Below are 26130 nucleotides of genomic sequence, written 5' to 3'. Positions count from 1 at the left end.
GGTTTTCTAGAATCGCCTTGCTCTGAATCAATCCATGCACGCTTATTACGCCGACCACTTTGTCCTGCCCCTGCCCGAAGGCCACCGCTTTCCGATGCGCAAATACAGCCGTCTGCGCGACCGCCTGACACAGGAGTTGCCCGGCGTGCTCATGTGCGAGGCCCCGGCTGCGAGCAACGGGGAACTGGCCTTGGTGCACACACCCGATTACATCCAGGGCGTGGCCGCGGGCAGCTTGGAGGCGGCTTTGCAACGAGAAATCGGTTTTCCTTGGAGCGAGGCCATGGCCGAGCGGGCGCGTCGCTCGGTCGGGGCCACGGTGGCGGCTGCCCGCGATGCATTGGCGCAAGGGGTCGCGGGCAATCTGGCTGGCGGCACGCACCACGCCTATGCCCACAAGGGCGCAGGCTTTTGTGTGTTCAATGACATCGCCGTGACAGCCCGCCTGATGCAGGCCGAGGCCTGGCGCCACCACAGGCGAACATTGAAGGTGGCGGTGATCGATCTGGACGTGCACCAGGGCAATGGCACGGCGCACATTTTTGCGAACGACCCTAGCGTGTTCACGCTGTCTTTGCACGGTGAGAAAAACTTCCCCTTCCGCAAGGAGCCGAGCGATCTGGATGTGGGCCTGCCGGACGGCTGCACCGACGAGCCCTATTTGGCGGCCCTGCACCAAGCGCTGCAGACCCTGCAGGACCGTTTTGACCCACAACTGGTGATTTACCTGGCCGGAGCCGATCCGCATGAGGGCGACCGGCTCGGGCGGCTCAAATTGTCAGCCGACGGCATGCAGGCCCGCGACCGGGCGGTGATGGACTGGGCCTGGCAGCGCCGACTGCCGGTGGTGCTGTGCATGGGCGGGGGCTATGGCCATGACATCGAGACCACGGTAGAGGTGCAAATGCAGACCTGGTCTGTGGCTTTGGGCTATTGGCAACGCTGGCACAATCTCGGGCGATGAACACGCCTGCCAAACCTCAAGCCGACGCCCGCAGCAGCTACAAGGCGTTTCGCCCCATCAGCACGCGCTGGATGGACAACGACGTCTACGGCCATGTGAACAACGTGGTGTATTACAGCTGGTTCGACACCGCCGTGAACGCCACCCTGATCGAGCAGGGCGTGCTGGACATTCACGCTGGCACCACCATCGGCTTGGTGGTGGAAACCCAGTGTTTTTATTTCGCGCCACTGGCCTTTCCGCAAACCGTTGACGCAGGCATACGCGTGGCCAAGTTGGGCACCTCCAGCGTGCGCTACGAAGTGGGCCTGTTCGCGCAAGGCGAAGACCTCACCGCCGCTCGGGGCCATTTTGTCCATGTGTACGTGGACCGCGAGACCCGCCGCCCCGTGCCCCTGCCCACGGCACTCAAAGCATTTTTGGAGACATTGACATGAGCATTTCCCCCATTGGCCCCCAAGTCAGCACCCGCGTGAACGATCCCGCGAGTGTGGATGCCGCCATTCTGAGCCGCTTTTCGGCTCGCGCCTACCTGCCCCAAGCGGTGGAGCGCAGCATTTTGCAAGAGGTGCTGAGCGTTGCGGCACGCTCGCCCAGCGGCACGAACACCCAGCCCTGGAAGGTCTATGTGCTCCAAGGCGCCAAGCGCGACGAGCTGGTGGCCAAGACCTGCGCCGCGCACGATGCCATCAGCGCCAACCCGGCCCTGGCTTCTGAATACGCCGAGGCCTACGACTATTACCCCGAAAAATGGGTCAGCCCCTACATCGACCGCCGCCGTGAGTGCGGCTTTGGCCTCTACGGCGTGCTGGGCATTGGCAAGGGCGACAAGGCCATGATGCACGCGCAGCACCAAAAGAATTTCCGCTTTTTTGACGCGCCCGTGGGGCTGATCTTCACCATCGACAAAGTCATGGGCCGGGGCAGCTTGCTGGACTACGGCATGTTCTTGCAAAGCATCATGGTGGCCGCTCGCTCGCGGGGCCTGCACACCTGCCCGCAAGCGGCGTGGAACGGCTTTTCCAAAATCATCTTGCCGCTGGTCGGTGCGGGTGACAACGAAATGGTGGTCTGCGGCATGTCGCTGGGCTATGCCGACGAGTCGGCCTTGGTCAACACCTTCCAGACCACCCGCGTGCCAGCGCAAGACTTCACCCACTGGGTGGACTGACCTTTTATCTCAACGCGCTTTTTTTTAAAGACAAGGGCCTGGTTTGGGATTCGAAGCACTGGCGCTGCAATTGCTCAATGGCCTGAGCCACGCCACCACCTTGTTTTTGATGGCCTCTGGGCTGACGCTGATTTTTGGCGTCACCCGGATCGTCAACTTCGCGCATGGCAGCTTCTTTATGTTGGGCGCGCTGTGGTCGGCGCACGCGGTGACAAACTGGTGGCCCGGCATGGCGGACACCGCTTGGGGCTATGGCACGGTGATCTTGATGGGCGCGGGTGTGGCTGCCTTGCTGGGGGCCGTGACCGAAGTCTTGCTGCTCAAGCGCATGCGCCACGCGCCGCAGCTCTACCAACTGGTGGCCACCTTTGGCCTGACGCTGGCGCTGCATGACGCGATGCGCTGGTTTTTTGGCCCTGAAGAGGTGTTCGCACCGCGCTTTCCAGGCCTCAAAGGCGCCATCCCACTGGGAGAGTCGTATTTTCCGACCTGGCAATTGTTCACCTTGGTGCTGGGCCCCTTGGTCTGGCTGGGCCTGCACCTCTTGCTCACGCGCACGCTGTGGGGCCAGCGTGTGAAAGCCGCCACACAAGACCGCGAAATGCTCGATGCGCTGGGTGTGAATCCTAAGCCCCTCATGCTCGGGGTGGTCATGCTGGGCTGCGGCTTGGCGGGACTGGCCGGGGCGCTGCAGTTGCCACGCGAGCCTGCGCACTTGCAGATGGACGTGAACGTGGTGGTCGAGACCTTTGTGGTGGTGGTCACGGGCGGGCTGGGCAGCATTGGCGGGGCTTTTGTGGCGGCGGTGCTGATTGGCGTGATCCACGCCTTGGGTCTGAGCTTTTTCCCGCAAGCGACTTTGGTTCTGGTGTTTTTGACCATGGCTGTGGTGCTGGTCTGGCGGCCGCAGGGCCTGGCCGGGTCGGCCGCACATGCCGAGCAACGCGAAAGCGTGCCGGTTTTTGCCCTGTGGCCGGTGGCAGGCTTGGGCCGTGCGCTGTTTGTATCCGTCTTTGTGGGCTTGACGCTGCTGGCCTGGGGGCAGGGCGATTACGGCCGAAGCCTGGCAGAAGACGTGATGGTGATGATGCTGTTTGGTCTAAGCTTGCAGTGGATGATGGCTTTGGGTGGCTTGGTCAGCTTTGGCCATGCGGCGTTTTTTGCGCTGGGCGCTTATGGCGCGGCGCTGTCGCACCTGCACTGGGGTGCGGGTTTGCCAGCGGCATTGGCCGCGGGCATGGCGCTGGCGCTGGCCGTGGCTGTGGCGTTTGGTGCTTTGGTGGTGCGCAGCAGCGGGGTGTACCTGGCCATGCTGTCGCTGGCGCTGGCGCAAATGATTTGGGCGGGGGCTACGCAGTGGGTGGGGCTCACGGGGGGCGACAACGGGCTGATCGGTCTGCGTTTGATCGCACCCGAGTCGCGTGCGCTGTGGGACGCCGCGCTGGCCGTTTTCATGCTTTTCGCCTTGGTGGGCATGGCCCGCGTGGCCCGCTCGAGTCGGGGCGCGGCTTTGCAGGCGGTGCGCGATGCGCCGCTGCGCGCGGAGGCCAGCGGTTTGCCGGTGCAGGCCTTGCGCTACCAGGTGTTTGTGGGCAGCGCCACCTTGGCAGGGCTGGCCGGGGGCTTGTGGGCTGCATTCAAAGGCGCGGTGTTCCCCTCGGTGGCCTCGGTCGCCATGTCGGTGGACGCCTTGTTGGTGATTTTGTTGGGCGGGGTGCACCAACTGTGGGGTTCGGCCGTGGGCAGTGCCTTGCTGGTGTGGGGTGGGGCTGAATTGGGGCAGGGTCTGGATTATTGGCGTGGTGTTTTGGGCTTGGTGATCATGCTCGTGATGGTTTTGACGCCCAGTGGCGTGCTGGGTGGGCTGCAGATGTGGATGCCCCATTTCGCTTCGTCCAAAGGGAGCCGCGCATGAGCCTGGGCGCAGTCTTGCAGGTCAGCGGTTTGGCCAAGCATTTTGGCGGTGTGCGGGCGCTGGACGGCGTGGACTTCTGTGTGCCCTCTGGCCAGTGCGTGGCCCTGATCGGTCCCAACGGCGCGGGCAAGACGACCTGTTTTGCCTGCTTGGCCGGCCAGCAGGTGCCCACGGCGGGCAAGGTGCAGTGGCAAGGCCAGTCGCTCTTGGGCAAACCGCCAGCCGAGCGCCAGCGCTTGGGCGTCGCCCGTACCTTTCAGGTGGCGCAAACCTTTGATGCGCTGAGCGTGCTGCAAAACATCCAGCTGGTGCTGCGCGATGCCCAGCCGCTGGCCTGGTGGGACCGGCTGGACCGTCGCCAGCCTGAGCGGGCGATGCGGCTGGCTGCACAAGCGGGTTTGCAAGGCCAAGCGCATGCCACGGTGGCCGATTTGCCTTACGGCGCCAAAAAACGTCTGGAGTTGGCCATGGCGCTGGCAGGATTGCCTGATGCCAAAGCCGACAAGACTGACCAAGGGGTGCCGTCATTGCTCTTGCTGGATGAACCCGCCGCTGGGCTGGCTCTTGCAGAGCGGGCCGACATGATGGCGCTGGTGCGCCAGGTGGCCTTGCAAGGCGTGACGGTGCTCTACACCGAGCACAACATGGACGCCGTGTTCGGCGTGGCCGACCGGGTGTTGGTGCTGATGCAAGGCCGCTTGGTGGCCGACGGGCTGCCCGAAGTGGTGGCGCAAGACCCTCAGGTGCGCGAGCGCTACCTGGGCCTGGACTTCGACATGAAAGGCTTGCGCGATGCTCAAAGTTGAACGCCTGAACGCCTGGTATGGCCAAGCCCAGGCCTTGTTCGATGTCAGCCTGTCCGTGGGCGAGGGCGAGTTGGTCGTCATCCAGGGGCTGAACGGCGCGGGGAAATCCACACTGCTGCAAAGCCTGATCGGCATCGGCCCCCGGGCGCAGGGCCAAATCCTTTGGCAAGGCGAACCCCTGCACACATGGCCTGCCCACCGCCGTGCCCAAGCGGGCTTGGGCTTTGTTGCCGAAGACCGGCGTTTGTTCACGGCTTTGTCGGTCCAAGAAAACCTGTGGATCGCAGCCTCCGGTGCCGCACGCCGTGGACAGGCCACCCCCGCGCAGCGCTTTGACCAGGTGATGGCCTTGTTTCCCCAGCTGCAAACCATGCTCAACCGCCCAGCCAGCCAAATGAGCGGTGGCGAGCAGCAAATGCTGGCCCTGGCCCGCACCCTCATGACCGGCCCGCGCCTGCTGCTGCTGGACGAGCCTTGCGAGGGCATTGCCCCCTTGTTGGTGGCAGCCATGCGCGACGCGCTGCTGCAACTGGCCCGAGAAGGCGTGGCCATGCTGGTGGCCGAGCAAAACAACATCCTGTCCCGGCACGCCCAGCGGGTGCTGGTGCTGACCAGCGGGCGCCTTGAGTCGACAGCATGATCCCTGCTCGACGAGGGTGGGCATCCCTTACACTGCCCCCCAACAACGAGCGGCACCAGCCGCCAGAGACAAAACACCATGATCATCACCAGCCTGCTCGACACCGACCTGTACAAATTCACCATGATGCAGGTCGTGCTGCACCAGTTTCCGGGGGCGCAGGTTGAATACAAATTCAAGTGCCGCAACCCTGGCGTGCCTTTGGCACCGTTTGTCAAAGAAATTCGGGAAGAAATTCGCTCTTTGTGCAGCTTGACCTTCAAGGAGGGCGAGTTGCAGTACCTGCGTTCCATGAGGTTCATCAAGAGTGACTTTGTCGATTTCCTGGGGCTTTTCAAGCTCAATGAAAAGTCCGTTGCGGTCACAGCGTTGCCCTCCGGTGAGATCGACATCACCATCCAGGGACCTTGGCTGCACACGATTTTGTTCGAGATTCCGGTGCTGGCCATCGTCAATGAGGTGTACTTCCGCAACACCCAAAAAGTGCCTGATCTCTTGGAGGGCCGCCGACGCCTGGACACCAAAATCGCCCAGCTGCAGGCGCCTGGCCTCGAAACCCTCAAAATCGCCGACTACGGCACGCGCCGCCGTTTTTCCCGCGCTTGGCACGAAGAGGTGCTGCGCGTGCTGTCGGCCCGTCTGGGCACTGGCCCCAGTGGCCAGTTTGCAGGCACCAGCAATGTGTACTACGCCTATCTGCTGGGCCTGACGCCCTTGGGCACCATGGCGCACGAATACCTGCAGGCCTGTCAGGCCTTGGGCCCGCGTTTGCGCGACAGCCAGGTGTTTGCCTTTGAGTCGTGGGCCAAGGAGTACCGGGGCGACCTGGGCATTGCGCTGAGCGATGTTTATGGCTTCAACGCTTTTTTGCGCGACTTTGACCTGTATTTCTGCAAACTGTTTGATGGTGCCCGCCACGACAGTGGCGACCCGTTCAGCTGGGGCGAGCGCATGATCGCGCACTACCAGCACAACCGGGTCGACCCCAAAACCAAGACGCTGATTTTCAGTGACGGCCTGACGATCCCGCGCACGATTGAGCTTTACCAACAGTTCCACGACCGCTGCCAGCTGGCCTTTGGCGTGGGCACCAACCTGACCAACGACCTGGGTTACGAGCCGCTGCAAATCGTCATCAAGATGACCCGTTGCAACGGCCAGCCAGTGGCCAAGTTGTCGGACTCGCCGGGCAAGGGCATGTGCGATGACGAAAAATATCTGGCTTATCTGCGCCAAGTGTTTGAAGTTTCACCCGGCACCTGAATCGGGACCATTCACCGCTACTATCAGAATCATTCAATTGGAGATGTGCACCATGAAGTTATTAGGGACACGATGGACCGCTTGGCTGGCTTTGCCGGTGTTGATGGCTTTGTCAGGGGGGGCTTGGGCCGCCGATTTTGATGGCGCTCAGCTGTCTGTCCTCTGGGGGGTGCCGTTTGCCGGCATTTTGTTGTCGATTGCCTTGATGCCTTTGCTGGTACCCCATTTCTGGCACCACCATTACGGCAAAGTGGCGGCTGCCTGGGGCTTGGCGTTCCTCGTGCCTTTTGCCCTGATGTTTGGTCCTGCAGCGGCTGGCGCGAACATGGTGCACGCCCTGTTTGCCGAATACATCCCTTTCATCATTTTGCTCACGGCTTTGTTCACCGTGTCGGGCGGCATTTTCATCCGTGGCAATTTGCACGGCAGCCCGGGTTTGAACACAGCCATTTTGGCGATTGGTGCGTTTTTGGCCAGCTTCATGGGCACCACGGGTGCCTCCATGCTGCTGATTCGTCCGCTCATCCGCGCCAACGACAACCGCAAGCATGTGGCGCATGTGGTGGTGTTTTTCATCTTCATTGTCTCCAACGCGGGCGGCTCCTTGACGCCATTGGGCGATCCGCCCTTGTTTTTGGGTTTCTTGAAGGGCGTTGACTTCTTCTGGACCATCAAAACCATCTTCCCCGAGACCTTGTTCTTGGTGGGCAGTTTGCTCACCATCTTTTTTGTCCTGGATTCCTGGTTTTACCGCCGTGAAGCGTTGTTGCCGCAAGACCCGACCCCCGACTCCAAAGCGATTGGTTTTGATGGGGCCATCAACTTCTGGCTGCTCGGTGCGGTGGTGGGCTTGGTGCTGATGAGCGGTTTCTGGAAGTCGCCCGTGTCTTTCAACATCTACGGCACCGAAGTGGGGCTTCCCGGCGTTGTGCGGGATCTGGGTTTGATCGCCGTGACGTTCTTGTCGCTCAAAATCACCCCCGCCAAGGTGCACGCCGACAACCAATTCGGTTGGGCCCCCATGGCCGAAGTGGCCAAGTTGTTTGCAGGTATTTTCCTGACCATCATTCCGGTCATCGCCATGCTCAAGGCGGGTGTCAATGGCCCTTTCGGCGCAGTGGTTCAAGCGGTGACCCAGCCCGATGGCAGCCCCAATGTGATGATGTACTTCTGGATCACGGGCGCCTTGAGTTCATTCCTTGACAACGCGCCCACCTATTTGGTGTTCTTCAACACGGCTGGCGGGGACCCCCAGGTTCTGATGACCACTTTGGCCCCAACGCTGGCCGCGATTTCGGCCGGTGCCGTGTTCATGGGCGCCAACACCTACATTGGCAATGCGCCCAATTTGATGGTCAAGGCCATCGCGGAAGACCGTGGCGTGAAAATGCCCAGCTTCTTTGGTTACATGTTGTGGTCAGGCGCTGTCCTGATTCCTTTGTTCGTGGTCATGAGTTTTATCTGGTTCAAGTGATGTCCAAACCTTCTATTTTGGTGGCCCGCGCCATCTTCCCCGAGGTCCTGCAGTCATTGGCGCAGGTGTTTGACGTTGAGAGCAACCAGGCCGACGAGGTCTGGTCTGCCGCCGAACTCACGCGCCGCATGCAAGGCAAAGTGGGAGCCCTGACCACAGGCAGTGAGCGCATCGACGCAGCGCTCCTGCAGGCCAACCCCCAGCTGCGCATCGTGGCCAACATGGCGGTGGGTTACAACAACTTCGATGTGCCCGCCATGACCGCCGCAGGTGTACAGGCCAGCAACACGCCCGATGTGCTGACCGAAACCACGGCCGATTTTGGCTTTGCCTTGCTCATGGCCACGGCCCGCCGCGTGACCGAGAGCGAGCATTACCTGCGTGCTGGTTTGTGGACCAAGTGGAGCTACGACATGTTTGCCGGAGCCGAGGTGCATGGATCGACCATCGGCATCATCGGCATGGGGCGGATCGGACAGGGCATTGCCCGCCGTGCCGCGCATGGTTTTGGCATGAATGTCATCTATCACAACCGCAGTCGCCTGAGCGCCGAGTTGGAAGCGGAGTGCAAGGCCACTTATGTGGGCAAGCTGGAGCTGCTGCAGACCGCTGACCATGTGATGCTGGTGGTGCCGTACAGCGCAGAATCTCACCACACCATCGGCGCGGCCGAGTTGGCGCAGATGAAGCCCACGGCCACTTTGGTCAATATTGCGCGCGGCGGCATTGTGGACGACGCGGCCTTGGCCAAAGCGCTGGCAGCACAACAAATTGCTGCAGCGGGTATCGATGTCTTCGAGGGCGAGCCCTCTGTGCACCCCGACTTGCTGAAAGTACCGAACGTGGTGCTCACGCCCCACATCGCCAGCAGCACGGTCAAAACTCGGATGGCCATGGCGCAACTCGCTGCGGACAACTTGGTGGCTTACCTGACCCGTGGCCAGGCCCTCACGCCGCTGAACACCGTGCCGGGCAACGCCCTATGAGTGAATGGGTGTGGCTGGCGCTGGGTGGGTTGAACCTGCTCGGGCTTTTGGTCCTGTTGTTTCGCGCCAAAGCTGCACCGCTGGCTCAAGAAGATAAGTTGGCCGAGCAAGCGGCCTGGCTGCAACAGCAGTTTGCAGCCCTGCAAGCCCAGACCGAGCGCCTTGAGCGCGAGCTGCGCACCGAGATCGCCCAGTCCGGCGTGCAAGGCCGACAAGAGGCGATGCAGACCCTCACGCTCTTTCAGCAGTCGTTGCTGCAGCAAAGTGCCGAGGCCACCCGTACCCAAAACCAGCAAATTGACGCCCTGGCCCAGCAACTGGCCTTGCTGCAAAAAAGCCTGACCGACAGCCTGGCGCAGCAAGTCAATGCGCTGTCTGAGGCCAATGCCCGTCGCCTGACCGAGATGCGCGGCACCATGGAAACCCAGTTGTCGCAGCTGCAGCAAAGCAATGCCGCCAAACTGGACGAGATGCGCCAGACAGTGGACGAAAAGTTGCAAGCCACTTTGCAAGCCCGCTTGGGCGAGAGCTTCAAACAAGTGGCCGAGCGCCTGGAGCAGGTGCACAAAGGCCTGGGCGAAATGCACAACCTGGCGCAAGGCGTGGGCGACCTCAAGCACCTGCTGACCAACGTCAAAACCCGCGGCATGTTCGGCGAGGCGCAACTGGCCTCGCTGCTCGAACAAGTGCTCACGCCAGAGCAATATGCGGTGCAAGTGGCCACGCGCCCCGGTGACAAAAACCGGGTGGACTTTGCGATTCGCCTGCCGGGCCGCTCCGACAGCGGCCAACCCGTGTGGCTGCCGATCGACGCGAAGTTTCCCAACGAAGACTACGAGCGCCTGCTCGAGGCCCAAGGCCGAGCCGACCCGGTGCAAGCCGAGTTGTGTGCCAAGGCCCTGGAGACACGCATCAAGCTCGAAGCCAAGTCCATTGCCGAAAAATACCTGGAGCCGCCGCACACCACCGACTTTGCAGTGATGTTTTTGCCCACAGAAGGGCTGTACGCCGAGGTCTTGCGCCGCCCGGGTTTGATGGAAACGCTGCAGCGCGACCACCGCGTGACGCTGGCGGGCCCGACCAACCTGATGGCCATGCTCAATGCCTTGCAAATGGGTTTCAGAACCTTGGCGCTGGAAAAGCGCTCCAGCGAAGTCTGGCAGGTGCTGGGTGCGGTCAAAACCGAGTTTGGCAAGTTTGGCGATGTGCTGGACAAAGTTCGCAACCAGACGCAAACCGTGCTCAACACGCTGGACCAGGCCCAGACGCGCAGCAACGTCATGAACCGGGCGCTGCGTCAAGTCGATGCCTTGCCAGAGACTGAGGCGCAAGCGCTGCTGCCCGGTGTAGACCCGTGATGGCCCATCGGCCCGGGCTGGCATTGGGATGACCACACTGCCCCGTTTGATCGCAGGCCAGATTTTTTTGCATGCGTGCATGGCGGGCATGCGCATGGCCATTCCCTTGCTCGCACTCAAACAGGGCTTCAGCGCCATGGCCGTCGGGGCACTGTTGGCTTTGTTTGCCCTGACCCAGGTTTTTTTGGCACTCCCCGCAGGGCGTTATGCCGACCGCAAAGGCCTCAAAAAACCGCTGCTGATCAGCGTGGCCATGTCGTCGGTGGGGGCAGGGTTGTCGGTGTTATGGCCCATTTTTCCCGTGATGTGCCTGAGCGCCTTGGCCACGGGAGGCGCCACCGGCATGGCGGTGATCGCCTTGCAGCGGCACGTGGGCCGACTGGCGAAAGACCCGCAAGAGCTCAAGGTCGCTTTCAGCTGGTTGTCCATTGGCCCGGCGATTTCTAACTTTTTGGGTCCGGTCCTGGCCGGTTTGCTGATCGATTACGCCGGTCCCGAGCCGGCCGATGTCACCGGTTTTCGCTGGGCCTTTTTGCTGATGGCAGTGTTGCCCCTGAGCACCTGGTTTTGGGTGCGCAAGGTGCCCGAGCGTCACAGCCCGCCATCGCTTGAAAGCGCTGCACCGCGTCGCGCCATGGATTTGTTGGCCGAGCCCATGATGCGGCGTTTGCTGGGGGTCAACTGGCTGCTGTCTTCGTGCTGGGATGTCCACACTTTTGTGGTACCGGTGCTGGGGCACGAGCGGGGTTTCAGTGCTTCGGTGGTGGGCACCATTTTGGGTGCGTTTGCCGTTGCAGCGGCGTTCATCCGGGTGTGTTTGCCCTTTATTTCGCGGCATGTCCAGGAGCACCAGATCATCACCGGGGCCATGGTGTGCACCGCGCTGCTGTTTGGTCTGTATCCATTCATGCCCACGGCCTGGAGCATGGGCTTGTGCTCGGTGTTGTTGGGACTTGTGCTGGGCACGGTGCAGCCCATGATCATGAGCACTTTGCACCAGATCACCCCCCAGCACCGTCAGGGGGAGGCGCTGGGTTTGCGCCTGATGAGCATCAATGCTTCAAGCGTGCTGATGCCGATGGTGTTTGGCGCTGCGGGTGCCGTTGCCGGGGTGGCCCCGGTTTTTTGGGTGGTGGGCACTGCTGTGGGCTTGGGAGCTCGCGCAGCATGGCGCTTGCGGGCCGCTTAAGCCACCTTCAGTTGGTAGAACTCGCAGATCGTCTTCCAAGCATCCTCGGGTGTGTCTACATATCGGAACAGTTTCAGGTCTTCTCTGGAAACGGTGCCCTCTTGAACCAGCATGTCCATATTGATCAGTCGTTTCCAAAATTCCGTCCCGAATAACAAAATCGGCACGGCGCGTGATTTTCGCGTTTGCACCAGCGTCATCACTTCGAACAACTCGTCCAATGTGCCAAAACCACCCGGAAATGCGACCAATGCCTTGGCCCGCATCATGAAGTGCATTTTGCGCAGCGCGAAGTAGTGGAACTTGAAACTCAACTCGGGCGTGACGTAAGGGTTGGGCTTTTGCTCATGGGGCAAGGCGATGTTCAGGGCGACCGAAGGTGCCCCCGCTTCTTGCGCGCCCCGGTTGGCCGCCTCCATGATGCCGGGCCCGCCACCCGTGCAAATGAACAGCTTTTCTTCGTCCGGCAGGCATGAGCAAGACCTGCCCACCAGCTGCGCAAAAACGCGGGCATTTTCGTAATGCTGGGTATTGCGCACAGCGGTCTCGGCAAGGGCGATGTCTTGTGACTGTCCACTTTTCAATGCTGCCTTGAGCCGCGCTTGGGCGCTGGCCATGTCCATGAACCGTGCACTGCCAAAGACCACCACGGTGTGTTCGATCTTGGCCTCGGTTTGCGCCAGGTCGGGTTTCAGCATCTCCAACTGGAAACGGATGCCCCGGGTCTCGCGGCGCAGCAGAAATTCGGGGTCGGCAAAGGCCAGGCGATGGGCTTCTGGCTCCAGCCAGTCGGCGGTGTTGGGTTCGGCTTGCAGATCGGCCCAAGCATGGGGCAGAGAGGGCGTCAGGAGGTCTTGTCGGGATTGCATGGCGGCATTGTGCATGCGTGAGACCTGCAGGCAAGGCAAAAAAGTTCCAGAAAACCGTTTGGAGCATGAAAAAAGCCCCTTGCGGGGCTTTCCTGGGAGACTTGATAAAAGATCAGACGCGCTTGCGGTATTCGCCCGTGCGGGTGTCGATTTCGATCTTGTCGCCTTGGCTCACGAACAAAGGCACGGGCACTTCCATGCCGGTGGCGATCTTGGCGGGCTTGAGCACTTTGCCGGAGGTGTCGCCCTTGACGGCAGGCTCGGTCCAGGTGATCTCGCGCACCACGCTGGTGGGCAATTCGACCGAGATGGCTTTCTCGTTGTAGAACACCACTTCGAGTTCCATGCCGTCTTCGAGGTAGTTCAGGGCGTCGCCCATGTTGGTGGCTTCGACTTCGTACTGGTTGAAATCGGTGTCCATACAGACGTACATGGGGTCAGCGAAGTAAGAGTAGGTGCAGTCTTTTTTGTCCAGAATGACCTGATCCATCTTGTCGTCGGCGCGGAACACGACTTCGGTGCCAAAGTTGGCGATCAGGCTTTTGAGCTTCATGCGCACGGTGGACGAACCACGGCCACCGCGTTGGTATTCGGTGCGCAGGACGACCATGGGGTCTTTGCCGTGCATGATGACGTTGCCGACGCGGATTTCTTGAGCGGTTTTCATAGGAATTGAGTCTGAAATGAAAGAGGGTGGCTTGAAGCCAAGCCCATCATTCTAACCTGTGGGGTTGGCTTTTCGGCCGATGAGGGCTGCAGTCGCTCAGTCCTGCGCCGTCAGGCCATGCGCCAAAGCGCCCAGCACAATGCCACCCAAGGCCCACAGGATGTCGGTGTTCCCGGTGCCCAAGGCCGCAATGGCCGGACCCGGACAGACGCCACTCAAACCCCAGCCCACGCCAAAAATGGCCGAGCCGATGACGGTTTGGCGGTTCCAGCTGGCCGGTTGCGTCAGGAACTGCCCGCCCAGCAAGGGGCGGCTCAGCCAGCGCGGAAAACCTTTGTAAGCCAGCATGGCCAGGCCTGCGGCACCGCCCATGACCAGCATCAGACCCCAGTCCTGAAAGCGCAAAAAGCTCAAAACGACGTCGGGCTTAACCATGGTGGCCAGCGACAGGCCAAAGCCAAACAAGGCCCCGGCGAACAGGGTGACCAACGCTTTGGGCAGGGACAGTGTGTGAGGATTCAGATTATTCATGCGAGGCTCCAGGCCATCAGGTTGGCGGTCATGAAGGCGGTGGCCATGAAGGTGAGCACCGCGCCCAGCGAAGGCAGTTGCAATGAGCCGAGGCCACAAATGCCGTGACCGGATGTGCAGCCATTGCCCAAGCGCGCACCGTAGCCGACCAAAAAGCCGCCCACCAGCAGCTGCCAGGCGGGCACGCTGGTGTGCTGCGCTTCACCGCCCGCCAGCGTGAACCGCCAAACCAGCGCCCCCAGCACCACGCCCAGCGCGTAAACCAGCCGCCAGTTGCGGGTGCTGACAAAGCGGGCTTGCTGAAAAAACGCCCGTTTGGACACAAAGGACCAACTGCTGGAAAAGACGGAGCTCATGCCGCCGACCCAGCCGTTGAACAAATAAAGCAGCGCAACGCCCGCGCCAATGGTCAGGCCGCCCAGCAGGTACTGCTGCCAGCCGAGGGGGAAGAGGGTGTCAATCAAATTCATGGTGGGTGATTATCCGATAGTGGATGATGGCTTGTTGTGAGGGCAGAAGCAGTCCACGTTGTGAGGGCGTCGTGTTGTTGGCCATGAACAGGGTCAAGTTGCTCGGGTGGCGGACTCGGTGTGCATCAGTAATTGTTGCAGTAAATCCTGCTGGTTCACCAACGCTTGCTTCGCCCTGAGCGCACAGGCTCGCCAATCGGCCAATTGCTGGGGATCGGGTGCAGGCAATTCACCCTCATGAAGGCCGTTCCACACCCGATGAAATCGCTGCAGGCTTTGTGGTGCGTGCATCCACACCAAAAATGCCTCCAGCTTGGTATGGTGGGCGTTGTCGTCTTGTGGATAGATGTGCCAGACAAAGGGCTGGCCGGTCCACAAGGCGCGCACCAAGGAGTCTTCGCCGCGCACAAAATTCAAGTCACAGGCCCAGAGCATCTCGTCAAAGCCGTTTTGGTCGGTGTAGGGCAGGGCGCTCCAGTTCGGTTGCACGGCCATGCCCGCCAGTGCTTGCTGCACCGCCGCCAGAGGGCGGCCGGGGGGCACGAGCAGGTGGTGGGGTGTGCCCACCAGTTGGGCCAGCAGTTGGGGCAGGGCAGCGGGCTCGTAGCAGAACAGGCTGATCAGCAGGCCATTCGGGGCCAGGTTGGGGGCATGTTGTTCTCGCCAGGCCGAACGTTTGACAAGGTCAAAGTTTTGCTGGCGCTCCAGCAGGTCGGTTTCGCGCAGCAGGCCACCCGTGCCAAGCGTGAAGCCGGGGTAAAAGAAGGCCTTGGTCCAACCCTTTGCCGGGCCGCTCATCACGGGTGAAGGCAGCCCGTGCATGCGGGGCACCCAGTCTTCGGCGCTCAGGTATTCGAGGTTGATCCATTTGGGTTGTTGCGCTCGGGTGGCTACACCGTGCGCCACAAAGGCTTCAGGGATGTCGCAGCCAAAGGCTTCGACCCAGACATCCGCCGGGGGCAGCGCTTGCAGGGTGCTGATTTGGCTGGCATCGGACCACGGGCGCACCTCGATGCCCGGCTCTTGGTGTGCGGTGGGCGCCATCCAGCTCAGGGCTGAGGCGTCATCCACCCACAGGCGCACGCGCTGGCCCGCGTCGCGCAACTGGCGTGTCAGGCGCCAGCACACGCCCAGGTCGCCGTGGTTGTCGATGACGGTGCAGAAGATGTCCCAGAGGTGGCCAGATTGCATGCGGCGATTGTCGCTGGAGAATTCACACACATCTTTTCACAGACAATAGCCGCCATGTCGAACACCCATGATGAAGCCCTGCTCGCGCAAGTTGCCGCGCTGCCCGCCTTGCCGGGGGTGTACCGCTACTTTGATGCGCAGGAGCAGCTGCTGTATGTGGGCAAGGCGCTGAACCTCAAGCGCCGGGTGTCAAGCTATTTCCAGAAGGACCATGGCGGCACCCGCATTGGCCACATGGTCAGCAAGATCACCCGCATGGAGACCACCGTGGTGCGATCCGAGGCCGAGGCGCTGTTGCTGGAAAACAACCTCATCAAGACGCTCCACCCGCGCTTCAACATCCTGTTTCGGGACGACAAAAGTTACCCCTACCTCAAGCTCACAGGCAATGGCCGCGTGGCGCTGCCCGCTGTGGTCAAGACGCCCGAGGCGCAGCATTACCCACGTGTGGCGTATTACCGGGGTGCTGTAGAAAAGAAGCACCGCTACTTCGGGCCCTTCCCCAGTGCTTGGGCGGTCAAGGAGTCGATCCAGCTGATTCAGAAGGTGTTCAGGCTGCGCACCTGCGAGGACACCGTGTTTGCCAACCGCACGCGGCCTTGTCTGCTTTACCAGATCAAGCGTTGCTCGGGCCCTTGCGTGAACCTGATCAGCCCCGAGGACTACCAGGCCGATGTGCAGCATGCCGAGCAGTTTCTGCGCGGTGAGACCCAGGCACTGATGCACGAGATGGAGGCGAGGATGATGGCGCACGCCGAGCGCCTGGCATTTGAGCAGGCCGCCGAGGTGCGCAACCAGTTGACGGCGCTGTCGCGGGTCTTGCACCAGCAGTCGGTGGACACGGCGGTAGACACCGATGCCGACATCCTGGTGGTCAAGGTGCAAGGAGGCCGCGCCTGTGTGAACCTGGCCATGGTGCGCGGGGGGCGGCATTTGGGCGATCGGCCTTACTTTCCGGTCCATGTCCAGGACGCGCAGGACCTGTTGGGACTGGAGGAGGGCGATGCTCCGCGGCCCGTCGAGGTGCAGGTGCTCGAAGCCTTTTTGGCGCAGCACTACATCGGCGTGCCTGTGCCGCCGCTGTTGATTTTGAGCGCGGCGGTCGACAAGGCGCTGATCTCGGCTTTGTCGGCCCAGTCTGGCGTGAAGATCAGCACCGTGACTCAGCCGCGGGAGCACCGCCGCGTGTGGCTGGAGATGGCCGAAAAAAACGCCGAATTGCAGTTGGCCCGCCTGCTGGCCGAAGAAGGCTCGCAGCAGGCCCGCACCCGTGCATTGGCCGAGTCGCTTGAACTGGCCCCCGACGATCTGGACCAGTTGCACATCGAATGCTTTGACATTTCGCACACAGCGGGCGAGAACACACAAGCCTCGTGCGTGGTGTTCCGTCAGCACAAGATGCAAAGCGGCGACTACCGCCGCTACAACATAGAAGGCATTACGCCGGGTGACGATTACGCCGCCATGCGCCAGGTGCTGATGCGCCGTTACGGCAAGCTGGCAGAAGCCTTGCGCTCAGGCGAAGGCACGGCCCGGCTGCCCGATCTGGTGCTGATCGATGGTGGCAAAGGCCAAGTGAGCATGGCGCGTGAGGTATTCACGGATTTGGGGCTGGACCTGTCGCGCATCGTGGGCGTCGAAAAAGGCGAGGGCCGCAAGGTGGGCCTGGAAGAGTTGGTCTTTGCCGATGGCCGCGAGAAGGTCTACCTGGGCAAGGACTCGGCTGCGCTCATGCTGGTGGCGCAAATCCGCGACGAGGCGCACCGCTTTGCCATCACCGGCATGCGGGCGCAGCGGGCCAAGGTGCGCATGGGCGGCAGCAAGATCGAGGAAATTCCTGGCATTGGGCCACGCAAACGTGCCAAGCTGTTGCAGCGTTTTGGCGGCGTGCGCGGTGTGGAAAGTGCCAGTGTGGAGGACTTGCTGGGGGTGGAGGGCATCTCGCGGGAGCTGGCCGAGACGATTTACAACGCCTTGCACTGAGCCCGGTCCCGTCTGTCATCGCGCTGTTGGCTGGGCGTGCCACAATCAGCAGCATGTTTTTCACGATCCCCACCCTCATGACCTGGACGCGCATCGTCGCGATCCCGTTGATCATTGGCGTTTACTACCTCGACAGCCTGAAGGTCGAGATGCAAAACCTGATCGCCACGGTCATGTTCGTGTTGTTCGCTTTCACCGATTGGCTGGACGGCTTTTTGGCCCGCAAGCTCAACCAGACCTCGGCGTTTGGGGCTTTCCTGGACCCCGTGGCGGATAAATTCCTGGTGTGTGCGGCTTTGCTGATGCTGGTGCAAATGGACCGTGTCAATGTGTTGGTGGCGCTCATCATCATTGGCCGTGAGATCGCCATCTCTTCCTTGCGCGAGTGGATGGCCCAGATCGGGGCCAGCAAAAGCGTGGCGGTGCACATGGTGGGCAAGCTCAAGACCACGGTGCAAATGGTGGCCATTCCTTTCTTGCTCTACAACGGCAACTTGTTCGGCGTGATCGACACCCGGGCCTGGGGCGCTGTGCTGATCGTGGTGGCCGCCGTTTTGACGGTCTGGTCCATGGTGTACTACATGCAAAAGGCCTTGCCTGAAATCCGAGCCCACGTGAAATGAGCAGTGGGCGTGCTTCCGACGCCTGGGTCCGGGCGACACCTGCCGTGTTTGTGCTGATTTGGAGCACCGGTTTCATTGTCGCCCGCTACGGCATGCCCCATTCACCGCCTTTTTCCTTTTTGGTGCTGCGGTACCTGCTGTCGATCGCTTGCTTTTTGCCCTGGATTTTTTGGGCCAAGGTGCCTTGGCCCAAAACCACCCCACAGTGGCTCCATTTGTCGGTCTCGGGCATGCTCATGCACGGCGGCTATCTGGGGGGCGTGTGGGTGGCGGTCAAGGCGGGGATGGGTTCGGGCCTGACATCACTGATCGTGGGCTTTCAACCTGTGCTGACGGCCATCTGGCTTTCCTACAGCCTCAGAGGATCGGACCAACCCGGGGTGACGCGCCAACAGTGGCTGGGTCTATTGCTTGGCTTTGCGGGCTTGTTGATGGTGGTTTGGCGAAAACTCACGCTGGATTCACCCATGGACCATGTGTCCTCCTTCAACATGGCCTTTGCCGTGGGGGCCTTGTTGAGTATCACCATCGGCACCCTTTACCAAAAGCGTTTTGTAAAGCCTTGTGATGTGCGCTCGGCCAACACGGTGCAGATCATGGCGGCCCTGGCCATCACGGTGCCCCTGGCTTTGGTCGAAACGCAGCCCATGGATTGGAACGTGGAGCTGGCTGGCGCCTTGGCGTGGTCGGTGCTGGGCCTCACGGTCGGGGGCAGTTCGTTGTTTTATGTGCTGATTCAGCGCGGCGCTGCCGCGGCAGTGACCAGCCTCATGTACATGGTGCCGCCAACCACGGCGATCTTGGCTTGGATGTTGTTTGGTGAAAGCATCACGGCCGCCACTTTGGTCGGGACGGCGCTCACGGCCTTGGGCGTGAGCCTTGTGGTGCGGACGTCACGTTGGTGAAAGCACTCCCACTCCTTTTTGGTTAAGCTGCACACCCGTGCAAGGCTGCGCACCGTTTTGGCGATGCCAGCCGTTAATTTTTGAAGCAGAAAGTGATTCCCATGACCCAGCACCGGATAGCCGTGATTCCAGGAGACGGCATTGGCAAAGAAGTGATGCCCGAGGGCTTGCGCGTGATGGACGCCGCAGCCCGCAAATTTGGCATTGATCTGCACTTTGATCACTTTGATTTTTCCAGCTGGGACTACTGCGAAAAACACGGCCAGATGTTGCCCGACAACTGGAAAGACCAGATCGGTGGCCACGATGCCTTGTATTTTGGTGCGGTGGGCTGGCCCGAAAAAATTGCCGACCATGTGTCGCTGTGGGGTTCCTTGCTGCTGTTCCGCCGAGAGTTCGACCAGTACATCAACCTGCGCCCCGCGCGCCTGATGCCCGGTATCATCGCCCCCGTGGTTCGGCGCGACGGTAGCGCGAGACAGCCCGGTGAGATCGACATGTACATCGTGCGTGAAAACACCGAGGGCGAGTACTCCAGCGTGGGAGGGCGTATGTTCCCCGGTACCGATCGGGAAATCGTCATGCAGGAGTCCATCATGACCCGGATCGGCGTTGACCGGGTGCTGAAATTTGCCTTTGAGTTGGCGCAGTCGCGTCCCAAAAAACACCTGACCAGCGCCACCAAATCGAACGGCATTGCCATCACCATGCCGTATTGGGATGAGCGCGTGGCCGAGATGGCCAAGGGTTATCCGGGCCTCAATGTGGACAAGTTCCACATCGACATCCTGACGGCCCACTTTGTGCAGCGCCCTGATTTTTTTGACGTGGTGGTGGCCAGCAATTTGTTCGGTGACATCCTGAGTGATCTTGGGCCTGCTTGCACGGGCACCATCGGCATTGCGCCCAGTGCCAACCTGAACCCGGATCGCAAGTTCCCATCGCTGTTTGAACCTGTGCACGGCAGCGCTCCCGACATCGCGGGCCAAGGCATTGCCAACCCCATCGGTCAAATTTGGTGCGGCGCGATGATGCTGGAGTTTTTGGGCCACAAAGACGCCCACGATGCGGTTTTGGGGGCCATTGAAAAGGTGCTGGCGGCGGGTGCCGATGCACCGCGAACCCCGGATTTGGGTGGCACAGCCAAGACGGCCGATGTGGGCCGAGCCATTGTCGATGCACTTTGAGTGCCCTGCAACCGAGCACAGGCGTTCGGTCTGGCATTGAAAAAGGGCCTTTCATGGCATTCTTTTGAACTTTTAACGGCTAAAATTCAAAGCTCACAGCGGTGTCTGTGGCCCCATTTTTCAGTCCACTGCCGGTTGCACCGGTCTGTCATTTCAAGAGGTTTCTTGTGAACAAAACAGAGCTGATCGAACACATTGCAAAACAAGCAGACTTGTCCAAGGCTGCTGCAGGCCGCGCACTGGAAGCGACCATGGGCGCTGTGCGCACCACCCTCAAAAAAGGCGGGACCGTGTCCTTGGTGGGTTTTGGCACGTTTGCCGTGGGCAAACGCGCCGCGCGTACAGGCCGCAATCCACGCACAGGCGCAGCGATTAGAATCAAATCAGCCAAAGTTCCAAAGTTCCGTCCGGGCAAGGCCTTGAAGGACGCTTTGAACTGACATCTCTTTTCAGGTGGGGCGCTTAGCTCAGTTGGTAGAGCGGCTCCTTTACACGGAGTAGGTCGGCGGTTCGAGACCGTCAGCGCCCACCACCCCTCAAAGTAAAGGCGAACCCGGTGTTCGCCTTTTTTCTGGACAACCCGAGACTTCAGACATGTTTGATTCCATTCGCAACAATTCAAAAATCTTGATGGGGTTGTTGTTTTTGTTGGTGATTCCGTCCTTTGTGCTGTTTGGCATGGAGGGCTACAGCCAGTTTGAAGACAAAGGGGCCATAGTCGCCCGGGTCGACGGACAAAAAATCACCCAGTCTGAGTGGGATGCTGCGCACCAGCAAGAGGTGGACCGGATTCGCGCGTCGGTGCCCAACCTGGATCCGAAACTGCTCGATTCGGCAGAAGCGCGTTACGCCACCCTCGACAAAATGGTCAATGACCGACTGATTGCCCGTGCTTCTGAAAAACAATTGCTGGTCACCAGTGACCAGCGCCTGGCACGTTATTTACAGCAAGACCCCTCCATTGCGGGCTTGCGCGGTGCAGACGGTAAGCTGGACATGGCGCGTTATCGCCAATTGGCGGCCAGCCAAGGCATGACGCCCGAGATGCTCGAAGCCAGTGTGCGCCGTGACCTGTCCAACCAGCAAGTGCTGGCGGGTTTGCAGGCCTCGATTTTTGCGACCCAACGCCAAACGGACGCGGCATTAGATGCGTATTTGCAGCGCCGCGAAATTCAGGTCAAGCGCTGGACTCCGGCGGACTTTGCCGCCAAGGTGGATGTGTCGGATGCCGATTTGGCGCGTTTCTACAAGGACAATTCGGAGCGCTTTCGCTCGGTCGAAAATGTGGATGTGGAATACCTCGTCTTGGACGTGGCGGCCTTGCAAAGCCGGATTGAATTGCCTGAGCAGGACCTGAAAACCTACTACGAACAAAACCTGCAGCGAATCGCTGGACAAGAACAACGCCGCGCCAGCCACATCTTGGTCAATGCAGCGAAAGACCTGCCTGCTGCAGACAAACAAAAAGCCCGTGCCAAGGCCGAAAACCTGTTGGCCACCGTTCGCAAGTCACCCAAGACTTTTGCCCAAGTGGCGCGCCAAAATTCGGACGATACAGGCTCGGCCGAGCGCGGTGGCGACTTGGACTTTTTCGCACGAGGTGCCATGGTCAAGCCTTTTGAGGATGCGGCCTTTGCCCTTCAAAAGGGTGACATCAGTGAGATTGTGGAGTCCGATTTCGGGTATCACATCATTTTTTTGACCGACGTGAAGAAGGCCAGCGCGCCATCCTTCGAGTCGATGCGCCCCCAATTGGAAGCGGATTTGCGCAAACAACAGGCACAGCGCCAGTTTGCTGAGTTGGCCGAAACCTTCAGCAACAGCGTGTACGAGCAGTCGGACAGTTTGACGCCCGTGGCAGAGCGTTTGAAATTGTCGGTGCAAAAAGCGCAGGGCTTGAGCCGAACACCCATGCCAGGGGTGCAAGGTGTTTTGAGCAACCCCAAATTGCTGCAAGCCATTTTCTCGGAAGATGCCATTGCCAAGCGCCGCAACACAGCGGCAGTCGAGGTGGCGCCCAACACCCTGGTTTCAGCCCGTGTGGTCAATCACCGCCCAGCGGCCGCGCGTCCTTTCGAAGAGGTCAAGGCGGATGTTCGTCAACGCTTGATTCAAGCCAAATCGGCGGAACTGGCCAAGGCAGAGGGGCAAGCCCGTTTGGCCGGTTGGACCAGCGAAGCTGCCCAGACCGCATTGGGTCCTGCTGTGACCATTTCGCGTGATCAAGCCCCCGCGTTACCCCAAGCCGTGATCGATGCCGCTTTGCGCGCCGATCCTTCCAAAATGCCAGCTTTGATCGGTGTGGATTTGGGCCTGCAGGGTTTTGCCGTTGTGAGGGTGAACAAAATTGTGCAGCGGCCTGAGGCTACAGCTCAACAATCTGAGCAGAGTCGTCAACAATTTGCCCGTCTTTGGGGGCAGGCTGAGTCTCAAGCCTACCTGTCTAGTCTGAAGTCGCAATTCAAGGTTGAAATGGTGGCTGAAAAACCCAAAAAGTCGGACGGTTCAGAGCCAGAAAAACGCTGAGCTTCCGGCTATAATAGTGCTCTACGGTGGCTGTAGCTCAGTTGGTAGAGTCCAGGATTGTGATTCCTGTTGTCGTGGGTTCGAGCCCCATCAGCCACCCCAAAGTCTCCAAGGCCCTTTCGGCAACGAAAGGGCCTTTTCATTTGTGCATCACTTTGTTTGTGCCCCTGAGTTGTCCCCGTTTGAACACGGGATACCCCATGTTTATCCACAGGGTTATCCCGTGACGTCAGCCCCTTCGAGGGCTACCATTGTTATTTGATTTACCGGTACGCCATGTCTGCTGTTTTTTCTCCCCACCTGAGTGAATTTCCCTCAGACCTGTCCTCAGACAGCCAAATTGCCAAGTTGCGTGTTCCTCCTCATTCGATTGAGGCCGAGTCGAGCGTGCTCGGTGGCCTGTTGCTGGACAACGGGGCCTGGGACCGGGTGGGCGATTTGTTGGTGGATTCGGATTTCTATCGGCATGAACACAAGTTGATTTACGCCGCGATTGGCGCCTTGATCAATGCGTCCAAGCCGGCTGACGTCATCACCGTCAGTGAGCAGTTGCAAAACCAGGGCAAAACCGCAGAAATGGGCGGTCTGGCTTACCTCAATTCTTTGGCCCAATACGTGCCCAGCGCCAGCAACATTCGCCGGTATGCCGAGATCGTGCGAGAGCGCTCCATCCTGCGCAAACTGGTGTCTGCCAGCGACGAAATTGCAACCAATGCCTTCAACCCCCAGGGCAAGGCCATTGACCGCATCCTGGACGAAGCCGAGCAAAAGATTTTCAACATCGGTGAAGAAGGCTCGCGCATGAAGCAGGGCTTTCAGTCGATGGACACGCTGGTGGTGGCGCTGCTCGACCGGGTGCAGGAGATGGCCGACAACCCGAACGACATCACGGGTGTGCCCACAGGCTTTTATGACCTGGATCGCATGACCTCTGGCCTGCAGTCGGGCGACCTGGTGGTTTTGGCGGCGCGTCCTTCCATGGGTAAAACCGCTTTTGCCATCAACATCGCGGAGCATGTGGCTCTGAACGAGGGCTTGCCGGTGGCTGTATTTTCGATGGAAATGGGCGCATCCCAGTTGGCAGTGCGCGTGGTGGGCTCGATTGGCCGCATCGACCAGGGCCATTTGCGCACCGGCAAGCTCAGTGACGACGAATGGCCACGCCTGACCGAGGCCATCGAAAAGTTGCGCACGGTGTCCTTGCACATCGATGAAACACCAGGCCTCACACCTTCTGAATTGCGCGCCAATGCCCGCCGCTTGGCACGCCAGTGTGGCAAGCTGGGCTTGATTGTGGTGGACTATTTGCAGCTGATGAGTGGTTCGGGCGGCTCTGGCGGCGACAACCGGGCCACCGAGTTGGGCGAAATTTCGCGCGGCCTCAAAATGCTGGCCAAGGAATTGCAATGCCCGGTGATTGCCTTGTCGCAGCTCAACCGAAGCGTCGAGCAACGCACTGACAAACGCCCCATGATGAGTGATTTGCGAGAGTCGGGCGCGATTGAGCAAGATGCCGACATCATCATGTTCATTTACCGCGATGACTATTACAACAAGGATTCCAAAGATCCGGGCGTGGCCGAAATCATCATCGGCAAGCAGCGCAACGGCCCGACAGGCACGGTCCGCCTCACTTTCCTCAAGAACCTGACCCGCTTTGAAAGCCTCGCCTCCGGCCTCAGTGACGATTACTGAGGCCCGGGGGGGGAATTGGTGAGTGCTTAGAGCGCTTCGCTGGCAAAGTCGGCCAGTCGCGAACGCTCACCGCGTGCCAGCGTGATGTGGCCCCCATGGGCCCAGCCTTTGAAGCGGTCGACCGCGTAGGTCAGGCCGGAAGAGCCTTCGGTCAGATAGGGGGTGTCGATCTGGGCCAGGTTGCCCATGCAAATGATCTTGGTGCCCGGGCCTGCGCGGGTGATCAGCGTTTTCATCTGCTTGGGCGTCAGGTTTTGCGCTTCGTCGATGATCACGTACTTGTTCATGAAGGTGCGCCCGCGCATGAAATTCATGCTTTTGATCTTGATGCGGCTCTTGATCAACTCGTTGGTGGCAGCGCGGCCCCATTCACCGGCGTTGCCCCCATCGCCCTTGGCCAAAAACTCCAGGTTGTCGTCCAGAGCGCCCATCCAGGGGCCCATTTTTTCTTCTTCGGTGCCTGGCAAAAAGCCAATGTCTTCGCCCACGCTGACGGTGGCGCGGGTCATGATGATCTCGGTGTAGCGGCGGTCATCCAGCACCTGCGTCAGGCCAGCGGCCAGTGCCATCAGCGTTTTGCCTGTGCCCGCCGTGCCGGCCAGGGTCACAAAGTCGACATCCGGATCGGTCAGCAAGTTCATCGCGAAGTTTTGCTCCCGGTTGCGTGTGGTGACGCCCCAAACCGCATTTTTTTGGTGGTTGAAGTCCTTGAGGGTGCGAAGCACCGCTGTTTTGCCTCGGATTTCGGTCACGCGGGCATACAGGCTGGGTTCCCCGGGGGCCTCGAAATACACAAACTGGTTCATGAACAAGCTGGGCACGATGGGGCCACTGATGCGGTAGAAGGTGTGGGTGCCTTGCTGCCAGCTTTCCACCGTTTTGCCATTCTTGAGCCAAAAGTCCGGGGGCAATGCCATGGAGCCTGGGTACAACAGGTCTCCGTCTTCCAGGGTCTTGTCGTTTTGGTAATCCTCGGCCTGCAGCCCCAGTGCGCGGGCCTTGACACGCATGTTGATGTCTTTGGAGACCAGCACCACATCACGTGGCGCATGCAACTGGCCCAGCGCCTTGACCACGCCCAAGATCTGGTTGTCAGCCTTGCCTTGGGGCAGCGCCAGAGGCAGGCTCAGGTCCAGTGCCTGGGTCTGGAAAAACAATTGCCCCATTGCATCGGTGTGGCCTGTGGCGTTCAGGGGTGAGCCTTTGCCCAGATCGGCACCTTGGGCGGAAGCCAGGGTGTCGAGAGAACGGCTGGCCTGGCGTGCATTGCGGGCGACCTCCGTCATGCCTTTTTTGTGGCCGTCGAGCTCTTCCAGCACGATCATGGGCAAAAAGACATCGTGCTCCTCAAAACGGAACAGGCTCATTGGGTCGTGCATCAACACATTGGTATCGAGCACAAAGAGTTTGCTGGGGCCCGTCTTGCGTTTGGGCCGGGCCGGGGTGGTTGCGCGGTTTGTGGCGGTCGCTGGGGCGGTGGCCTCTACCACGGACGGCGCTGGTCTGGTCGTCGCGGTGGCGCTCTTGCGTCCACGGAGGCCGCGCTTGGTTTCCATGACCGGTACTTGCTCGGCAGGTGCTGCCTGGACCTTGGTTTCGACTTGGATCAAGCCACTGGGGGCATCGTCTTCAATGGCAGAGGACTCGAATGCGTTGTGGGTCAAGCGGCTGGCGCGTTGGGAAGGGGCGGGTGGCAGTGGCATGAACGAAGGCCTCT

Annotated in this window: 24 protein-coding genes and 2 tRNA genes; 20 read left to right on the top strand and 6 right to left on the bottom strand. The window is 60.4% G+C overall.

The window, feature by feature from the left end:
• Positions 1-34: 34 nt before the first annotated feature.
• The 11 genes from LHAB_RS12260 (at position 35) to LHAB_RS12210 (ending at position 11766) form a co-directional block, all read left to right on the top strand.
• The gene (locus LHAB_RS12260; RefSeq protein WP_090046728.1) at positions 35-964 is read left to right on the top strand and encodes a histone deacetylase family protein; all 930 of its coding nucleotides are present in this window, start codon (positions 35-37) and stop codon (positions 962-964) included.
• Positions 961-1401 carry an acyl-CoA thioesterase gene (locus LHAB_RS12255; protein ID WP_090046726.1) on the top strand — a complete coding sequence of 147 codons (441 nt, stop codon included), beginning with the start codon at positions 961-963 and terminating at the stop codon, positions 1399-1401. Before LHAB_RS12260 ends, LHAB_RS12255 begins: the two co-directional genes overlap by 4 nt.
• Positions 1398-2135, top strand: a complete 738-nt coding sequence (locus LHAB_RS12250) for a nitroreductase (protein WP_090046724.1) — start codon at positions 1398-1400, stop codon at positions 2133-2135. Before LHAB_RS12255 ends, LHAB_RS12250 begins: the two co-directional genes overlap by 4 nt.
• 43 nt (positions 2136-2178) lie before the next feature.
• Positions 2179-4050: an ABC transporter permease gene (locus LHAB_RS12245; RefSeq protein ID WP_090046722.1), complete on the top strand. Its 1872-nt coding sequence runs from the start codon at positions 2179-2181 to the stop codon at positions 4048-4050.
• Positions 4047-4856, top strand: coding sequence for an ABC transporter ATP-binding protein (locus tag LHAB_RS12240; RefSeq protein WP_090046720.1), 810 nt, complete (start codon positions 4047-4049; stop codon positions 4854-4856). The genes LHAB_RS12245 and LHAB_RS12240 overlap by 4 nt, the downstream gene beginning before the upstream one ends.
• Positions 4843-5496, top strand: coding sequence for an ABC transporter ATP-binding protein (locus LHAB_RS12235; RefSeq protein ID WP_090046718.1), 654 nt, complete (start codon positions 4843-4845; stop codon positions 5494-5496). The genes LHAB_RS12240 and LHAB_RS12235 overlap by 14 nt, the downstream gene beginning before the upstream one ends.
• 78 nt (positions 5497-5574) lie before the next feature.
• Positions 5575-6759, top strand: a complete 1185-nt coding sequence (pncB, locus tag LHAB_RS12230) for a nicotinate phosphoribosyltransferase (RefSeq protein ID WP_090046716.1) — start codon at positions 5575-5577, stop codon at positions 6757-6759.
• A 52-nt stretch (positions 6760-6811) separates the two neighbouring features.
• Complete coding sequence (locus LHAB_RS12225) at positions 6812-8233, top strand: sodium:proton antiporter (RefSeq protein ID WP_090047943.1); 1422 nt, start codon at positions 6812-6814, stop codon at positions 8231-8233.
• Positions 8233-9219 carry a 2-hydroxyacid dehydrogenase gene (locus LHAB_RS12220; protein ID WP_090046714.1) on the top strand — a complete coding sequence of 329 codons (987 nt, stop codon included), beginning with the start codon at positions 8233-8235 and terminating at the stop codon, positions 9217-9219. The genes LHAB_RS12225 and LHAB_RS12220 overlap by 1 nt, the downstream gene beginning before the upstream one ends.
• Positions 9216-10577, top strand: a complete 1362-nt coding sequence (locus tag LHAB_RS12215; protein ID WP_090046712.1) for a DNA recombination protein RmuC — start codon at positions 9216-9218, stop codon at positions 10575-10577. Before LHAB_RS12220 ends, LHAB_RS12215 begins: the two co-directional genes overlap by 4 nt.
• Positions 10578-10605: 28 nt before the next feature.
• On the top strand, positions 10606-11766 hold the full coding sequence (locus LHAB_RS12210) for an MFS transporter (RefSeq protein ID WP_090046710.1): 1161 nt from the start codon (positions 10606-10608) through the stop codon (positions 11764-11766).
• Here the strand turns inward: LHAB_RS12210 and LHAB_RS12205 are convergent.
• The 5 genes from LHAB_RS12205 to earP form a co-directional block, all read right to left on the bottom strand.
• A complete protein-coding gene (locus LHAB_RS12205; protein ID WP_090047942.1) occupies positions 11763-12635 on the bottom strand; it encodes an LOG family protein in 873 nt (290 codons plus the stop codon). The genes LHAB_RS12210 and LHAB_RS12205 overlap by 4 nt on opposite strands.
• Positions 12636-12747: 112 nt before the next feature.
• The gene (gene efp, locus LHAB_RS12200; protein ID WP_019428318.1) at positions 12748-13302 is read right to left on the bottom strand and encodes an elongation factor P; all 555 of its coding nucleotides are present in this window, start codon (positions 13300-13302) and stop codon (positions 12748-12750) included.
• 96 nt (positions 13303-13398) lie between these two features.
• Positions 13399-13833, bottom strand: a complete 435-nt coding sequence (locus tag LHAB_RS12195; protein ID WP_090046708.1) for a DUF6691 family protein — start codon at positions 13831-13833, stop codon at positions 13399-13401.
• Complete coding sequence (locus LHAB_RS12190; protein ID WP_090046706.1) at positions 13830-14303, bottom strand: YeeE/YedE family protein; 474 nt, start codon at positions 14301-14303, stop codon at positions 13830-13832. Before LHAB_RS12190 ends, LHAB_RS12195 begins: the two co-directional genes overlap by 4 nt.
• A 93-nt stretch (positions 14304-14396) precedes the next feature.
• Positions 14397-15494 carry an elongation factor P maturation arginine rhamnosyltransferase EarP gene (gene earP / locus LHAB_RS12185; RefSeq protein ID WP_090046704.1) on the bottom strand — a complete coding sequence of 366 codons (1098 nt, stop codon included), beginning with the start codon at positions 15492-15494 and terminating at the stop codon, positions 14397-14399.
• A gap of 54 nt (positions 15495-15548) precedes the next feature.
• Here earP and uvrC point away from each other — a divergent pair, with 54 nt between their 5' ends.
• The 9 genes from uvrC (at position 15549) to dnaB (ending at position 24413) form a co-directional block, all read left to right on the top strand.
• Positions 15549-17477, top strand: coding sequence for an excinuclease ABC subunit UvrC (gene uvrC, locus LHAB_RS12180; RefSeq protein ID WP_090046703.1), 1929 nt, complete (start codon positions 15549-15551; stop codon positions 17475-17477).
• Between the two features lie 53 nt (positions 17478-17530).
• Entirely contained in the window at positions 17531-18100 is a 570-nt protein-coding gene (gene pgsA, locus LHAB_RS12175; RefSeq protein WP_090046701.1) for a CDP-diacylglycerol--glycerol-3-phosphate 3-phosphatidyltransferase, read from the top strand.
• Positions 18097-19005 carry a DMT family transporter gene (locus LHAB_RS12170; protein WP_090046699.1) on the top strand — a complete coding sequence of 303 codons (909 nt, stop codon included), beginning with the start codon at positions 18097-18099 and terminating at the stop codon, positions 19003-19005. The genes pgsA and LHAB_RS12170 overlap by 4 nt, the downstream gene beginning before the upstream one ends.
• Positions 19006-19106: 101 nt before the next feature.
• A complete protein-coding gene (locus LHAB_RS12165; RefSeq protein ID WP_090046697.1) occupies positions 19107-20192 on the top strand; it encodes a tartrate dehydrogenase in 1086 nt (361 codons plus the stop codon).
• Positions 20193-20359: 167 nt separating this feature from the next.
• Positions 20360-20632 carry an HU family DNA-binding protein gene (locus LHAB_RS12160; protein WP_090046695.1) on the top strand — a complete coding sequence of 91 codons (273 nt, stop codon included), beginning with the start codon at positions 20360-20362 and terminating at the stop codon, positions 20630-20632.
• 16 nt (positions 20633-20648) lie between these two features.
• Positions 20649-20724, top strand: a tRNA-Val gene (locus LHAB_RS12155).
• 62 nt (positions 20725-20786) lie between these two features.
• Entirely contained in the window at positions 20787-22718 is a 1932-nt protein-coding gene (locus LHAB_RS12150; RefSeq protein WP_090046693.1) for a SurA N-terminal domain-containing protein, read from the top strand.
• Between the two features lie 26 nt (positions 22719-22744).
• Positions 22745-22820, top strand: a tRNA-His gene (locus LHAB_RS12145).
• 174 nt (positions 22821-22994) lie between these two features.
• Positions 22995-24413, top strand: a complete 1419-nt coding sequence (gene dnaB / locus LHAB_RS12140) for a replicative DNA helicase (RefSeq protein ID WP_090046691.1) — start codon at positions 22995-22997, stop codon at positions 24411-24413.
• A gap of 26 nt (positions 24414-24439) precedes the next feature.
• Here dnaB and LHAB_RS12135 read toward each other — a convergent pair whose 3' ends face one another.
• Entirely contained in the window at positions 24440-26116 is a 1677-nt protein-coding gene (locus LHAB_RS12135) for a PhoH family protein (protein ID WP_090046689.1), read from the bottom strand.
• Positions 26117-26130: the final 14 nt, after the last annotated feature.

This window comes from Limnohabitans sp. 2KL-27 (assembly GCF_001269345.1).
Classification (GTDB): domain Bacteria; phylum Pseudomonadota; class Gammaproteobacteria; order Burkholderiales; family Burkholderiaceae_C; genus Limnohabitans_A.
The sequence above is the reverse complement of the archived record's forward strand: the minus strand, read 5'-3'. Positions and strand labels throughout refer to the sequence as shown.

What these genes read in the sequence shown, in the direction of transcription:
- pncB (WP_090046716.1), top strand. Translation starts at nt 5,575, where the DNA reads ATGATCATCACCAGCCTGCTCGACACCGACCTGTACAAATTCACCATG.
- LHAB_RS12135 (WP_090046689.1), bottom strand. Translation starts at nt 26,116, where the DNA reads ATGCCACTGCCACCCGCCCCTTCCCAACGCGCCAGCCGCTTGACCCAC.
- LHAB_RS12205 (WP_090047942.1), bottom strand. Translation starts at nt 12,635, where the DNA reads ATGCAATCCCGACAAGACCTCCTGACGCCCTCTCTGCCCCATGCTTGG.
- LHAB_RS12150 (WP_090046693.1), top strand. Translation starts at nt 20,787, where the DNA reads ATGTTTGATTCCATTCGCAACAATTCAAAAATCTTGATGGGGTTGTTG.
- LHAB_RS12165 (WP_090046697.1), top strand. Translation starts at nt 19,107, where the DNA reads ATGACCCAGCACCGGATAGCCGTGATTCCAGGAGACGGCATTGGCAAA.
- LHAB_RS12225 (WP_090047943.1), top strand. Translation starts at nt 6,812, where the DNA reads ATGAAGTTATTAGGGACACGATGGACCGCTTGGCTGGCTTTGCCGGTG.
- dnaB (WP_090046691.1), top strand. Translation starts at nt 22,995, where the DNA reads ATGTCTGCTGTTTTTTCTCCCCACCTGAGTGAATTTCCCTCAGACCTG.
- LHAB_RS12255 (WP_090046726.1), top strand. Translation starts at nt 961, where the DNA reads ATGAACACGCCTGCCAAACCTCAAGCCGACGCCCGCAGCAGCTACAAG.
- LHAB_RS12250 (WP_090046724.1), top strand. Translation starts at nt 1,398, where the DNA reads ATGAGCATTTCCCCCATTGGCCCCCAAGTCAGCACCCGCGTGAACGAT.
- LHAB_RS12210 (WP_090046710.1), top strand. Translation starts at nt 10,606, where the DNA reads ATGACCACACTGCCCCGTTTGATCGCAGGCCAGATTTTTTTGCATGCG.
- LHAB_RS12190 (WP_090046706.1), bottom strand. Translation starts at nt 14,303, where the DNA reads ATGAATTTGATTGACACCCTCTTCCCCCTCGGCTGGCAGCAGTACCTG.
- LHAB_RS12220 (WP_090046714.1), top strand. Translation starts at nt 8,233, where the DNA reads ATGTCCAAACCTTCTATTTTGGTGGCCCGCGCCATCTTCCCCGAGGTC.
- LHAB_RS12195 (WP_090046708.1), bottom strand. Translation starts at nt 13,833, where the DNA reads ATGAATAATCTGAATCCTCACACACTGTCCCTGCCCAAAGCGTTGGTC.
- uvrC (WP_090046703.1), top strand. Translation starts at nt 15,549, where the DNA reads ATGTCGAACACCCATGATGAAGCCCTGCTCGCGCAAGTTGCCGCGCTG.
- LHAB_RS12235 (WP_090046718.1), top strand. Translation starts at nt 4,843, where the DNA reads ATGCTCAAAGTTGAACGCCTGAACGCCTGGTATGGCCAAGCCCAGGCC.
- LHAB_RS12240 (WP_090046720.1), top strand. Translation starts at nt 4,047, where the DNA reads ATGAGCCTGGGCGCAGTCTTGCAGGTCAGCGGTTTGGCCAAGCATTTT.
- efp (WP_019428318.1), bottom strand. Translation starts at nt 13,302, where the DNA reads ATGAAAACCGCTCAAGAAATCCGCGTCGGCAACGTCATCATGCACGGC.
- LHAB_RS12215 (WP_090046712.1), top strand. Translation starts at nt 9,216, where the DNA reads ATGAGTGAATGGGTGTGGCTGGCGCTGGGTGGGTTGAACCTGCTCGGG.
- LHAB_RS12170 (WP_090046699.1), top strand. Translation starts at nt 18,097, where the DNA reads ATGAGCAGTGGGCGTGCTTCCGACGCCTGGGTCCGGGCGACACCTGCC.
- LHAB_RS12260 (WP_090046728.1), top strand. Translation starts at nt 35, where the DNA reads ATGCACGCTTATTACGCCGACCACTTTGTCCTGCCCCTGCCCGAAGGC.
- pgsA (WP_090046701.1), top strand. Translation starts at nt 17,531, where the DNA reads ATGTTTTTCACGATCCCCACCCTCATGACCTGGACGCGCATCGTCGCG.
- earP (WP_090046704.1), bottom strand. Translation starts at nt 15,494, where the DNA reads ATGCAATCTGGCCACCTCTGGGACATCTTCTGCACCGTCATCGACAAC.